The 14,551-nt window shown below is 35.3% G+C and carries 12 protein-coding genes; 7 read left to right on the forward strand and 5 right to left on the reverse strand.

Annotated elements, in window-relative coordinates; genetic code table 11:
- Window positions 1-7 precede the first annotated feature (7 nt).
- Window positions 8-2,944, reverse strand: a complete 2,937-nt coding sequence (gene fdhF / locus ACUN28_RS26530) for a formate dehydrogenase subunit alpha (RefSeq protein WP_016089363.1) — start codon at window positions 2,942-2,944, stop codon at window positions 8-10.
- A gap of 301 nt (window positions 2,945-3,245) precedes the next feature.
- Between fdhF and fdhD the strand changes: the two genes are divergently transcribed.
- Entirely contained in the window at window positions 3,246-4,052 is an 807-nt protein-coding gene (fdhD, locus tag ACUN28_RS26535) for a formate dehydrogenase accessory sulfurtransferase FdhD (RefSeq protein WP_016089364.1), read from the forward strand.
- A gap of 226 nt (window positions 4,053-4,278) precedes the next feature.
- Entirely contained in the window at window positions 4,279-4,785 is a 507-nt protein-coding gene (locus ACUN28_RS26540; protein WP_016089365.1) for a GNAT family N-acetyltransferase, read from the forward strand.
- Between the two features lie 397 nt (window positions 4,786-5,182).
- Here ACUN28_RS26540 and ACUN28_RS26545 read toward each other — a convergent pair whose 3' ends face one another.
- The gene (locus ACUN28_RS26545; RefSeq protein ID WP_001068388.1) at window positions 5,183-5,305 is read right to left on the reverse strand and encodes a hypothetical protein; all 123 of its coding nucleotides are present in this window, start codon (window positions 5,303-5,305) and stop codon (window positions 5,183-5,185) included.
- A 330-nt stretch (window positions 5,306-5,635) separates the two neighbouring features.
- Here ACUN28_RS26545 and ACUN28_RS26550 point away from each other — a divergent pair, with 330 nt between their 5' ends.
- The 3 genes from ACUN28_RS26550 (at window position 5,636) to ACUN28_RS26560 (ending at window position 8,494) form a co-directional block, all read left to right on the forward strand.
- Window positions 5,636-6,307: a response regulator transcription factor gene (locus ACUN28_RS26550; protein WP_033660248.1), complete on the forward strand. Its 672-nt coding sequence runs from the start codon at window positions 5,636-5,638 to the stop codon at window positions 6,305-6,307.
- Between the two features lie 65 nt (window positions 6,308-6,372).
- Complete coding sequence (locus ACUN28_RS26555; RefSeq protein ID WP_016089367.1) at window positions 6,373-7,836, forward strand: sensor histidine kinase; 1,464 nt, start codon at window positions 6,373-6,375, stop codon at window positions 7,834-7,836.
- Between the two features lie 145 nt (window positions 7,837-7,981).
- Window positions 7,982-8,494: a GNAT family N-acetyltransferase gene (locus ACUN28_RS26560; protein ID WP_000351216.1), complete on the forward strand. Its 513-nt coding sequence runs from the start codon at window positions 7,982-7,984 to the stop codon at window positions 8,492-8,494.
- A 33-nt stretch (window positions 8,495-8,527) separates the two neighbouring features.
- Here the strand turns inward: ACUN28_RS26560 and pdxR are convergent, their stop codons facing one another.
- On the reverse strand, window positions 8,528-9,928 hold the full coding sequence (gene pdxR, locus ACUN28_RS26565; RefSeq protein ID WP_016089368.1) for a MocR-like pyridoxine biosynthesis transcription factor PdxR: 1,401 nt from the start codon (window positions 9,926-9,928) through the stop codon (window positions 8,528-8,530).
- A 120-nt stretch (window positions 9,929-10,048) separates the two neighbouring features.
- On the opposite strand from pdxR, the gene ACUN28_RS26570 reads away from it, so the two are divergent.
- Both ACUN28_RS26570 and ACUN28_RS26575 read left to right on the forward strand, forming a co-directional pair.
- The gene (locus ACUN28_RS26570) at window positions 10,049-10,975 is read left to right on the forward strand and encodes a DMT family transporter (protein WP_016089369.1); all 927 of its coding nucleotides are present in this window, start codon (window positions 10,049-10,051) and stop codon (window positions 10,973-10,975) included.
- 115 nt (window positions 10,976-11,090) lie between these two features.
- The gene (locus tag ACUN28_RS26575) at window positions 11,091-11,615 is read left to right on the forward strand and encodes a DUF4871 domain-containing protein (RefSeq protein ID WP_016089370.1); all 525 of its coding nucleotides are present in this window, start codon (window positions 11,091-11,093) and stop codon (window positions 11,613-11,615) included.
- A gap of 290 nt (window positions 11,616-11,905) precedes the next feature.
- Here ACUN28_RS26575 and ACUN28_RS26580 read toward each other — a convergent pair whose 3' ends face one another.
- Together ACUN28_RS26580 and ACUN28_RS26585 are read right to left on the reverse strand one after the other, a co-directional pair.
- Window positions 11,906-13,105: an NAD(P)-dependent malic enzyme gene (locus tag ACUN28_RS26580; RefSeq protein ID WP_016089371.1), complete on the reverse strand. Its 1,200-nt coding sequence runs from the start codon at window positions 13,103-13,105 to the stop codon at window positions 11,906-11,908.
- A gap of 59 nt (window positions 13,106-13,164) precedes the next feature.
- The gene (locus ACUN28_RS26585) at window positions 13,165-14,511 is read right to left on the reverse strand and encodes a 2-hydroxycarboxylate transporter family protein (protein WP_000512725.1); all 1,347 of its coding nucleotides are present in this window, start codon (window positions 14,509-14,511) and stop codon (window positions 13,165-13,167) included.
- Window positions 14,512-14,551 lie beyond the last annotated feature (40 nt).

Here is a 14,551-nt window from a genome sequence, read left to right on the forward strand (position 1 = left end):
CCGCCCCCTAGTCCACAAGTGATACGTATTGTTTTCTTTGCCACTTTTGCTCGATTTCAACACCATTTTGCGGATTACGCTTTTTATCTCGCGGGTTTGAAGATGGTAACGGACGATTTCCTTTTTCACGTAATACACGCATTTTCACCATCGTTTGTTTATATGCTGGTGTACACGTATAAAGGTCTGTTGCCGTCCCAGTTAAAATGTTGATTGCCTCTTCATTTACTGTTGCATGCATTGGTAAATATAACTCTTTCCCCGTTACACGATCAGTAATAAGCGCTTGTACTTTAATTTTTCCAAATGGTGATGCTAATTCCACAAGACCACCATCTTTCACATTGCGCTCTATAGCAAGTTCTGGTGAAATTTCAACGAATACTTCAGATACTTTAGATAAAATACCAGCCGACTTATTCGTCATATTCCCTTCATGGAAATGTTCTAACATGCGTCCATTATTTAAAAGTAAATCATACTCATCTGGTGCTACAACTGGCGGTACCCATTCATCTAATGATAAACGAGCAAGTTTATCTGGGAAGTTAAATCCGTCTACATATAATAGCGGTGTATCGCTACCATCATGACTACCCCAACATAAACTATTCCATCCTTCTAGACGGTCGTACGTTGCTTGAGAGTATAACGGTGCAAGTGATGCGATTTCGTCCATGATCTCACTTGGACTTTCGTAATTCCAATCCCCGCCCAGTGCACGAGCAACTTTTTGTAAAATCCACCAGTCTGGCTTGGAATCACCAAGCGGTTTCAACACTTCATATAATCTTTGAATACGGCGTTCTGTATTCGTAAACGTTCCTTCTTTTTCTAAGCTTGGTGCCGCTGGTAAAATAACATCAGCAAAACGAGCTGTTTTTGATAAGAACATATCTTGAACAACGAGGAAGTCTAAATTCGCTAAAATATGTTGCACATGGTTCGCATTTGAATCGACTAAAGCCATTTCTTCACCCATGACATACATACCACGTAGTTTTCCTTCTTCTGCCGCAAGTAACATTGCGATATTATTTAATCCTGGTGCTTTCGGAATAGTTGTACCATATGCTTTTTCAAACTTAGCACGAAGCGTATCATCTGATACTGCTTGATAACCTGGAAGCCAGTTTGGTAATGTTGCCATATCACAAGCACCTTGTACGTTATTATGTCCTCGTAATGGGTATGCACCTGCACCAGGACGACGATAGTTACCCGTAACAAGTAGTAAATTTGAAATTGCTGCTGATGTCGTACTCCCTCCTGTATTTTGAGTTACACCCATTCCCCAAAGTATACAAGTACCATCTGCTTCATATACCATACGAGCCATTTCTTTCAGATTTTCTTTCGAAATCCCTGTAATTTTCTCTGTATAGTCCAGCGTATATTTTTCTACCATTTTGCTATATTCATCAAAATTCTTTACGTTTTCAGCTATGAACTTTTTATCATGCCAATCTTGATCAATAATATATTTTGTAATACCAGCAAGCCATACGTAATCCGTTCCTTGGCTCGGATGAATAAATAAATCCGCACGCTCTGCCATTTCATGTTTACGAAGGTCTGCTACAATCAGTTTTTGCTCGTGTAATTTATGAGCACGTTTTACTCTCGTAGCAAGTACAGGATGTCCTTCTGTTGGATTCGCACCAACGATAATAACAAGACCTGCTTCAGCTATATCTTTCACTGTTCCAGCATCCCCACCCATACCGACAGTTTTAAATAAACCATCTGTCGCTGGAGATTGACAGTAACGAGAACAATTGTCCACATTATTCGTGCCATATATTTGTCGAGCTAGTTTTTGCATAAGATAGTTTTCTTCATTCGTTACTTTCGAAGAAGAAATAAATCCAAATGCATCGCTGCCGTATTCAGATTTAATATACTGCATATTAGATGCAACAACTTCAAGAGCCTCTTCCCAAGTGGCTTCAACAAACATATCTCCTTGACGAATTAATGGCTTTGTAATACGATCTTCACTATTTACAAAGTCCCATCCAAATTTACCTTTTACGCATGTGGAAATGCCATTAACTGGTGCATCTGAAACAGGTTGCACTTTTAATATATGGCGATCTTTCGTCCATACTTCGAATGAACAACCGACACCACAAAATGTACAAACAGTTTTTGTTTTATTAACTTTCGTCTTACGCATTGCAGCCTCTACTTCTGAAACCGCTAAAATACTACTATATCCAGGCTCTACATCCTTTACAAAATCAATCATTGGATCTAACACATCTGGTTTTAATCCTGTCATGAATCCAGCTTCACCTAGCATTGTTTTTTCCATTAACGCATTACACGGACATACTGTTACACACTGCCCACAACTCACACAAGATGAGTCATTTATACTTACACCATTGTCCCATATAACACGCGGACGATCTAAGCTCCAGTCTATCGATATAGTTTCATTAACCTGTAAGTTTTGACATACTTCTACACACTGTCCACAAGCAATACATTGATTTGGATCATATCGATAAAACGGATGTGACATATCCACTTCACAAGCACTTACTTTCGGCTCATACGGATATTTCTGCTCTTCAATTCCCATCATATGTACTGTATTATGGACTTTACAGTTACCGTTATTGTTATCACATACGGTACAATACAATAAGTGGTTTTCTAATATTCGGTCCATCGCCTCAGTCTGCGCCTCTTTTGCACGCTGTGACTGTCTTTCGATATGCATACCGTTCTCGAGCTTCGTTGAACAAGCACGCATTAACTTCCCATCTACTTCTACAATACACGTATCACAAGTTTGAATTGGATCTACTTCTGGTACATGACAAATTTGAGGATGTTCCAAATTACTCTCATTAAATAATTGTAGTATTGTCTTTTCACCTGATGCTGAAAATTCTTCACCATCTACGGTTACACGGACTGTCTGTTCTGCCATAGTTTCCCCTCTCCTTACAACCAACTGTACAATACAATTATGAATCCGTTTTCAAAATCGCATTACTGTACATATTTTTGAAACGCTCTGCCCAAATACTTTTCTTATGAAGTCGATTCTAGATGTTATAAGGTATAACTACGAAAGCTTGAAAATATCACTATTCTACAGTTCTATTATATCGTACATATACAATAATAACCAAAATAATCTGAGATCTTCTTGCTAATAGGTGTTTTTTATTTTCCCATTGTTTTATGATAAATATGGGAGAGAAATACATATAAAAGGGGAATTTAATATGGGGCCAACGCAAGAAACTTCTACAATTGTACGCTATCAATCTGGTACATTTTCAAAACAACTTGATGAGATTGTTACAGAAACTCCTATTACTATTAAATTAAATGGTGAAGAATATGTAACAGTCGTATGCACACCAAATTATATTGAGGATATGGTAATTGGTTTTTTAATTTCTGAAGGAATTATTTCTTCCTATAAAGATGTTGAAGAACTATGGGTTCAAAAAGATAACGGAATTGTCCATGTAACATCATCAAAAGTAAATCCACTCTATCAAACTTTATATAATAAACGATACATCACTTCTTGCTGTGGAAAAGGTAGACAAGGTTTTATTTTCGTAAACGACGCAGCAAAAGCAAAAGATTTACATGATATACATGTAAAAATTACTCCTGAAGAATGCTTTTACTTAATGAATACTTTACAACAATCTTCCACTACCTTTCGCCAAACCGGCGGTGTTCACAATACCGCGCTATGTGATCGAAACAATATCCTCCTATCAAGAATGGATATTGGAAGACATAATGCATTAGATAAAATATATGGTCATTGTTTGCGCAACGATATATCTGTTAAAGGAAAAATCATCGCATTTAGCGGGCGTATTTCATCCGAAATTTTACTCAAAGTCTCAAAAATCGGATGTGAAATTGTTCTATCTAAATCCGCTCCAACAAAACTAGCATTGCAACTCGCTCACGATTTAGGCATTACAGTCGTAGGGTTTATTAGAAATGAATCCTGCAATATTTACACACATCCACATCGAATTGATGGTTATCAATCGAATAACTAAAATAACTCCTCGATCGAGGAGTTATTTTAGTTATAAAAACGTAATATATTAAACGCTTGAATAGTTAATAAAGTTAATATATAATTTCATTACATATTAAAAAACCAAACATTGTAGCATATATCTTTTCATTCTTTTACAAATTAAAAGAGACTGCTAACAAAACGCATACACAATCTTATAAAAGTAATGGATTTATTTGAAATCCACCAGGGAGGTTACAACGATGGAAATTCGCTTATTAACAACAGAGGACGCAGAAATATATTTAAAAGTTTGTATGGAAGGTTTAACGAAGAACCCGGAAGCTTTTAGCTCTTCTTATGAAGATGTTCTTAAACATGAAGATCCTGTAGCTGCTATGGCAAAACGATTAAGCAATCCGGATAAGTATACTCTAGGTGCCTTCAAAGATAACGAGTTAATTGGTATCGCTACTTTAGAAACAAAACCTTTTATTAAACAAGAACATAAAGCAAAAATCGGTTCCGTTTTTGTTTCCCCAAAAGCGCGTGGCCTTGGAGCAGGACGCGCTCTAATTAAATCAATTATTGAAAATGCCGATACATTACATGTAGAACAACTTATGCTTGATGTTGTAGTTGGTAACGCTGGTGCCAAAAAATTATATGAATCATTAGGTTTCCAAACTTACGGCGTACAAGAACGTTCATTAAAACATAACGGTCAATACTGGGACGAGGAACATATGGTTCTGTTCTTAAATGATTAATACTTCAATATAAAGTGAAACTTTACTCAGTGGGGGATTTTCCCAAAAGCATCTTTTTATTAAAAAAGGTGCTTTTTTCATTACAACAATGTAATCTTCATGTCACCTTTATCGATCGTACCAAACCTTTCCATTCATTATACTAAAAATATAAAGTAAAACTTTACTCAGTGAGGAAATCCATCCTTAACTGATCATGAAATGAACGTATAGCATTCAATTGATATGTAGAGGAGAATGTGACATGAAACAAAACAAACGAGCTATGCTTTTAATATTTACTACAGCAATTGTAACTTCTGGGTTAGCAATTTTACCTTGGTTTATTATATAGAACGATTCCCCTAATAATGAAAAAAGCTTATTGCTCCTTAAGAAGCAATAAGCTTTTTTTATATTATAAAATCCCCAAAATTTTATTTACACAACTTATAATAATAACCATAGATACGGCAATGCACATGACAACGGTATTACGATCTTGCTTTTCTTTTTTTGAAATTTCTTCTTTTGGATTCATGTGTATGGTCTCCTTTTAAAAAAAGTGTGAGATAGGAAATTTTTCTTATCCGATGCGAGGTGAATACGAAAACCCTCTCTATCTCACATACACAATAGAATGGAATTGTCATTTTATAAATAAAATGACATGACGTTATGTCGCAACATAGGGTATTTTGTGTCGCTACGTTTTCTATTATAAAAAATAGTTGTGCAAAACTAGTGCATTTTTTATGTCAATTACTCTGAGCGAAAAAATAACTCTTCCACTCAATCACATAAAAAGAGTTTTTTATTCTTTTCATGTAAACTATACAAGTAGAATGAACAGTTTGGGGTGCACAATATTATGGTTAAAATTTTATTAGTAGACGATGAAGAACGCATGTTACGATTATTAGATCTGTTCTTAAGTCCTCGTGGCTATTTTTGTATGAAAGCTACCTCTGGCCTTGAAGCACTAAAGTTAATAGAACAAAAAGACTTCGATATTATTTTGTTAGATGTTATGATGCCGAATATGGATGGATGGGATGCTTGCTATCAAATTCGTCAAATTTCCAACGTTCCAATTATTATGCTAACAGCCCGCAATCAAAGTTACGATATGGTGAAAGGTCTCACTATGGGCGCAGATGACTATATTACAAAACCATTTGATGAGCATGTATTAGTCGCAAGAATCGAGGCTATATTACGCCGTACAAAGAAAGATGGATTTGTCAGCTTCAATGGTATCGAGTGGGATAAAACGAAACATACTGTCACAGTTTATAATGAAAAAATCTCCCTGACACCTATCGAGTTTTCGTTACTTGGACTATTTTTACAAAATACAAACCGTGCTTATAGCCGAGATGATTTAATCGAAAAAATTTGGGGTTATGAAACAGACATTGAATATAGAACAATCGATTCACATATTCGTAATATCCGCGATAAATTACGCAAAAAAGGATTTCCTGTTGAAGATTACTTAGAAACTGTCTATAAAGTCGGATATAAATGGAAAAGTGAATAATTACTTCGGTCAGTGGACAATAGTATACCACTGACCCTTTATATGAAATAAGGTATGGTGAGAAAATGAGTAAACTTTCACTTAAAGTTGGGACATACTTTTTAATATTAGCTTTATGTATTGAAACAATTGCTTTTGTATCTTTTTACAAAAGCATTTCAACAATGCGCATTGAGGAAGAAACACTTGCTCTTTTAGAGAAAGGAAATCGCTATAGTAAAATTATTAAAAAACGCGCGAAGTGGGATGTATATTCTAAAGAAAAGAAACTCATGGAAAGCGCTGAACACAGTAAACGGCCTAAACGTGCTATGTACCCCGAGTTTGATATCAACACTGCGGCTGAACACTTAGTTGAATCAGAATTAATTGCTAACTCTGATATAGCTATCATTATAACGGACAATAACGGCAAAATTATTTCTACCTCAGAACCTGTAACAAAAGAAATGCAAAAACAACTTACTTGTAAAACAGAGACTATCCCAGAAGGTGGATTAATCAATGAAAAAAACTGGAAAAAATCAAAATTCATCTCAACAGTAAGCCCGCTGGAACTTCAAGGATTTCAAGGTAAGTTGTATATGTTATTAAAGACATCTTTCTTAGAAAATATGTTACTTAAACTCATGAATCAATTTCTTATCATTAGTGTTTTGACAATTATTTTAACGACTATTTCTGTCTTTGTTTTTTCTCGTGTTATTACAGAACCGCTTATAAAAATGAAGAGGGCAACAGAAAAAATGTCAAAATTAAATACACCAATTCAATTAGGTATTAAACGGAATGATGAACTTGGAAGTTTAGCAAAAACGATTGAAGATTTATCTAGTGAACTGACTTATATGAAAAAAGAACGCAATGAATTTCTCGCTAGTGTTGCCCATGAGCTATTAACTCCATTGACCTATATGAAAGGTTATGCGAAGGTAGCAAAGAGAGACTCTTTAACGAAAGAAGAGCGTGAAGAATACTTACAAATCATTGAGGATGAAACAGATAGTGTAACTGATCTCGTCCAAGATTTATTTATGCTAGTGCAATTAGAACAACATCAGTTTGTTATAAAAAAACAAAAAGTTATTCTTCAACCATTTTTAGAACGAATGGTTGAAAAAACAAAAACAACATTAACTAACAAACAAATGCAACTCCATGTATATTGCAAAGATGATTTAGAAGTTTGCATAGACGAAAGACGTATGGAACAAGTTATGTTAAATTTATTACACAATGCTTATCAACATTCGCCAGAAAACACATCTATTACGATACGTGTACTCGCGAAAACAGATTCTTTTACAATAAGTGTAGATGATGAAGGAGAAGGTATTCCCGAAGAAGATATCCCCCATATTTTTGATCGTTTTTATCGTGTTGATAAATCCAGAACAAGAGCTACTGGCGGAAAAGGTATCGGGTTAGCTGTTGCAAAAGAAATTGTAGAATTGCATAACGGTTCCATTCTAGTAACAAGCCAATTAGGAGCAGGAACAAACTTTATAATTGAGCTACCTTTTGAATAAGATGCGTGTGAAAACACCAGTAGTAGTAAACACTACTGGTGTTATTTTGTCATAAAATCAGCTCATATAAGCTAAGCTTTTGAAATTATTCTTATTTCAATATAAAATAAAGGTACATTTGTCAAAGATTTGGAGGGTGATACAATTGGATATCCATGTATTAACAAAAGACGAAGCTGAAATTTACTTAGAACTTCGTGTAGAAGGATTAAAGCAAAATCCTGAAGCTTTCAGCTCTTCTTATGAAGATATTATTAATAAAGAGTGTGCGATTGAATATAAAGCACAAAAATTAGCACAAGATGAAAACTATACGCTAGGTGCATTTAAAGATGGACAATTAATCGGGGTTGCAACACTGGAAACGAAACCATATGTAAAACAAGAACATAAAGCTAAAATCGGTTCTGTATATGTGTCTCCAAAAGCACGCGGACTTGGAGCAGGAAAAGCACTTATTAAAGAATGTCTTGAACTTGCTAAATCTTTAGAAGTAGAACAAGTTATGCTTGATGTTGTTGTTGGCAACGATGGAGCAAAAAAACTTTATGAATCATTAGGATTTAAAACATTCGGTGTACAAGAACGTTCATTAAAATATAACGGACAATATTGGGACGAAGAGCATATGGTCTTATTCTTAGATGAAAATAAATAACAAAAAACATCCTCTCTTATATGAGGATGTTTTTTACTTTCTTCTAAACCACGCTGTATTTAATAGTTGAATCGCTTTCGCAATTTCTTCTTCTGATAAAATCGCAAACCCAAGTAAAACTACATTTTCAGGTGCAGTACCATCTTTATAGTACGTAGAAACAGGATATATTTTAATACTATATTTTGCAGCTTCTTTAATTAGTTCTTCTTCTCGCATTCCATTATGCACTTTTAATAAAATGTGTAATCCCGAATCTTCCCCTATCACTTCAACACGATTAGAGAAATACTTCTCTATTTCAAAAACAAGTCGATCCCTCTTTTTCCGGTAGACGACACGCATTTTATGAATATGTTTTTCCCAATAGCCTTCATTTAAAAACCTTCTTATCACTTCTTGGTCCATCCTTGAAACACTTTGTGTATAAAATAAATATTGCTGTTGATACTTTTTAATTAATTTCTTCGGCAACACCATATAACTCATCCGTAGCGATGGCAATAATGCTTTAGATAGCGTCCCCATATAAATAACTTTCCCCTCTGTATCTAACCCTTGCAGCGCCGGTATAGGCTTTCCAGAATAGCGAAATTCACTATCATAATCATCTTCAATAATATACCTACTCTCTTCTTTCTTTGCCCATTGTAAAAGCTGCATCCTTCTCGTAATGGGCATAATCATTCCATACGGAAACTGATGGGAAGGTGTAACAAATACAACATTCGCATTGCTATTTTCTAAATCTGCAATACAAATTCCATCTCTATCTAAAGATAACATTTGGACTCTTGCTTCTCCCTGTTCAAAAACAACCATCTTCCTATGATACCCTGGGTTTTCAACTGCATAATTGCTTCCCTTTAACAATTGAAACAATAGTTTCACTAATATTTGTGTTCCCGCTCCTAATACAATTTGACTAGCTGAACAACGCACACCTCTAGATTCATACAAATAATTCGTAATCTCTTCTCTTAAGCTCGCTTCCCCTTGAGGGTGTCCTAGAAAGAGAAGTTCGTTATTATGCGGCTGCCATACTTCATTTACAATTTTCCGATACATATTGAATGGAAAAGCATTTGTATCAATTCCTGTTTGTGTAAAGTCAAATTTATAACTCTTCTCCTGAAACGGTACTTCTTCTATTCTCTCTCCGCTATCCTCTACATGAACCATTTGCTCAATCTTGCATACAAAATAACCTTTTCTCGATATCGACTCAATATAACCTTCTGCAAGTAATTGTTCGTACGCTGCCTCTACTGTATTTTTACTTACTTGTAAATGTATCGCTAACTTTCGCTTAGCCGGTAATTTCGTAAAAGGGACAATCGTTCCATCTTTAATCTCTTTTTTTATATACTCATACAATTGCACATACAATGCTATTTTACTTTTCGTATTTAAATTAGGCGTTAATTCTAACATAATATCTGACCCCTTAATAAAACTAAAATCTGATACTTTTTACAGTGCCAGAAGTTATATATAATTCCTTTTATCATGTCACACATAAAAAATCAAATACTCGAGAGGAGATGCATGATCATGAACAAAAGTAGACGGATTGGACTCATTATGATTATTACAGGAGCTACCTTATGGGGATTATCTGGCCCGATGATTCAGTGGCTATTTCAACATACTAACGTATCATCAATCGATTTTTTAACAATTCGCTTGTTGCTTGCTGGAATATTTATTTTATTTTTCTTACTTATAAAGAAACAAAATATTTTTCAAATTTGGAAACACCCTAGATATGCTATACAACTTATTATTTTCTCTATTCTGGGCATGCTCGGTGCGCAATACGCCTTTATCGAAACGGTTCATATTAGTAACGCGGTCACAGCGACATTATTTCAATTTCTTGGTCCTGTTCTTATTACTATTTATGTTGCATTTGAGCAAAGAAAATTCCCTGCTTCTATGCAACTACTCGCAATTATAACTGCGCTAACGGGGACGTACTTTATTATTACAAACGGTTCAATTGAAAATATCGTTTTATCGAAAGAAGCCATTATTTTTGGCCTATTAACAGCAATTGGATTTGCATTTTATACCCTTCATCCAGCTTCTCTTATTAAAGAATGCGGTACAACTGTAGTAATTGGCTGGGGGATGTTAATCGGTGGCATCGCCCTGCTTATTTGTAATCGCTCGTTTGGATGGAATCAGCTTTCACAAACTTTTACACCAAAAACCTTTTCTATGCTTATTCTTATCATCATAAGTGGCACTCTTTCTTTCCTCCTTTATATCGGTAGTCTGAAATATTTAGCAGCTACAGAAACAAGCATTTTATCTAGCATTGAACCGCTAGTAGCTGCCATCGTTTCAATCGCTTGGCTAAATCAACCCTTTGGATCCTATCAATTATTAGGCGGCGTATGTATCGTTCTTTCGGTTATTTTCTTAACAATGCCTCAAAAAGAGAGAGAACCCACCTTTTCAACTGAGCAAATATAAAAAATGTCAAAAGAGGTCGTACAAAACTTACGGCCTCTTTTAACGTTTTAAAGGAATTGTCCCGCCTTCTAGCAAATACAATTACACTAACAATAAAAATTAGGAGTGTGGCACCATGAAAAAAATCGGAACTATGCTACTTTTCTCCTTTCTCATTACTGGCTGTGCGCAAGTGCAACCCGATTCAAATGTACCTAAAAAAGAAATACTAGAAACGTCATCCTCTCAAATTAACGCACCTTCCTTTTTTCATCTTAGTGTTTTAAAAGATGTAAATTGGGAAGAAGCCCCATCCTTCGTAGAAGGAAAAATACCGTTAAAAGGTATCGAAGAAAAAATCGCAATGGCTGATAGCCCTATTATCGCAAATGAACAAAATGAAATAATGTGGTACTTTCTAGATCCTGAAATGCCAACAGGAAAATTATCTATTATTGCGCTAAAACAAGGATCTGTAACTCCAACACAAGTACTCTTTCAACAAGAAACTTCCAAACAAACTTGGACTGCTTCAAATACAATCGATTCTACTACAAACGAACTCCCTCTCACTATGTCACTACCTTCATCTGGATTATGGGTATTAAATATATATGTGAATGAAAAATATTATGATCAGTTTGTAATTACTGCTGAGTAAAGTGAAAAAACTAAAACACTTTCTTACAACAATGTAGTTTCTACGTCATGTACTTCGATAGTTGAAGTATCTCTTTTCTCTTATACTTAAAGTAAGAAATGACATGAGGAGAGATGAAAAAAATGATAGAAGTGATCGTAGCAGTAACTGAGGTTTTAGTAAATGGTAAACAGGTTACAATGGAATTAAATAAATAGTGAAGAAATACAAACAAATAATTTTACACTTCTTCATTATTTTGATTTCTTATCTCAAAAAAGCAGTGCCTTTTTAGGCACTGCTTTTAACTATTAATAACTTGGCATTTTCGTAATCTGTGCCACTCCTGAATCAATGGCTGCTTTTGCTACTGCTTCTGCAACACTCGGAACAACTCTTTTATCTAATGGATTCGGGATTACATAATTCGCATTACGTTCTTCGTCCGTAATGATGTTAGCGATCCCATATGCTGCCGCTAATTTCATCTCTTCTGTAATATCAGTCGCGCGCACATCTAACGCACCGCGGAATATTCCTGGGAACGCCAATACATTATTTACTTGATTCGCATAATCCGAGCGCCCGGTTCCTACTACAGCTGCCCCAGCCTCTAATGCATCCTCAGGGAAGATTTCTGGAACTGGATTCGCCATTGCAAACACAATTGCTTTCTCATTCATCGTCTGTACAAGTTCTTTCGTTAATACGTTAGGTGCAGATACACCGATAAAGATATCAGCCTGGTGAATCGCTTCTTTTAACGTTCCACGCACATGTTCTCGATTTGTCTTTTTTGAAACTTCAATTTGTGCTTCGTTCATCCATGCTTCACCTTCACAAACAATACCTTCTAAGCTAACTAACGTAATGTGCTTTGCACCAGCCTTTAATAATAATTTTCCAATTGCAATTCCTGCCGAACCCGCACCGTTAATAACAATTTTCACATTATCCACTTGTTTGCTAACAACTTTTAATGCATTAATAACAGCTGCTAAGACGACAATAGCTGTTCCATGTTGATCATCATGGAATACAGGAATATTCGTTTCTTCTTTTAATCTTTTTTCAATTTCAAAACAACGCGGTGCTGCAATATCTTCTAAATTGATTCCTGCAAACGTAGGCTCTAAATTTTTCACAAGGGTAACGATTTCATCCACATCCGTTGTTCCTAAACATAACGGGAAAGCATCTACATTCGCAAATTTTTTAAATAATATACTTTTCCCTTCCATAACAGGCATAGCCGCTTTCGGTCCAATGTTTCCTAAACCGAGTACCGCTGTTCCATCTGAGACAACTGCCACCATATTACCACGTGCTGTATAGTCATACACTGTTTCTTCATCCGCCGCAATTGCTTTACAGGACTCCGCTACACCTGGTGTATATGTCAGGCTTAAATCATCCGCTGAATTTACTTCTACCTTACTTGTAATCTCAATTTTCCCTACTAACTCTTTATGTAATAACAATGATCTTTCATTAATTTGATTTTCTAACATACTTATAATCTCCCCTTAATTTGACAAGCTAGCTATATGAATATAGCTAGCTTGTTTGATCATGAAAACATTTTTAATAAAATTGTCGCCGTTACAACCATTGCTGCCCCGCCTAAACGTGTTGAAATTTGCGCAAACGGCATTAATTCCATACGATTTGAAGCTGATAAAATAGCAACATCTCCAGTTCCACCTAAACCGCTATGACATCCAGTTACAATCGCTGATTCAACTGGATACATTTTCATCACTTTCCCTACAAGAAAACCTGACGCTACCATTGTAAGAACAACCGATGCACACACAACAACATATCCTACTGAAAGAACTGCTGCTACGTCTTTTAGCGGAATATATAGCAATCCTAGTCCAACCATTAACGGCCAAGTTAAATTCTTCGAAATAAATTTATATAAGTGGAATGCTCCTTGCTCCATTTTTGCTGGCATTAATTTAAAGTATTTCACAAGTGCTGCTGAGAAAATCATAATGATTGCCCCAGGAATACCGATGAACTTAGAAGCAAATCCTCCGAAGATGAAGAACGTACATGCAATTAATAAACCTGCTCCCATTAATGAAAAGTCAATTGGCTTCTCTGTATTTTGTTCTTTTAATAACTCTGCTTGATTGTCTGTTTTTACTAATACACCGTTACCACTAAGCTCCGGTTTCTTCTCACCTAAACGCTTCATATACCCTGCACTTACGATTGCGAACATATTTCCAATAATAGCTGCTGGAATAAGCTGTGATACAAACGTTGCTGATGATTCATTTAAAATATCACTATAAGCTAGCGATAATGGTAAAATCCCTTCCCCAATACCACCACTCACAATTGGTACGATGATGAAGAAGAATGTTTGCTTCATTTCAAATCCAAATAGTGAACCAACCAATAATCCTACTGCTACAGAAGCTAACGTCCCTACTACTAAAGGAATAAACATACGAACGAAACCTTGTACTAACACTTTACGGTTCATTCCTAAAATACTTCCGACTACTAAACAAGAAATATATAAATATAAAAAGTTCGATTTTTTCATTAACATAGTCGCAGCTTCCATTGAAGCTGGATTCATCCAGTTAAAAAATACAAGTAATGATGGAATAAATAACGAAAGTATTGCCGGACCGCCGATATTTTTTAAAATTGGAATTCTCATCCCAATGTCGCCTAAGAAAATACCCATGATCATAATAACTGCAAATCCACCAATCATATCTGCTGGCAATTTATTATATACAGATGCCCCATAAATAATAGCAGCCAATACTACATATAACGGTAAAGGTATAACACCGATTTTTACATTCATAATTTTAGAAGCGAAAGATTCTCTTTGTACTTCATTTCCTTCAGAAAATGATACCGCTTCCACATTCTTTTGAATTCCCATATGGCACCTCCTTGTTTTCTTAATAACAATATTAAAACGC

Source organism: Bacillus sp. WC2507 (assembly GCF_052656125.1).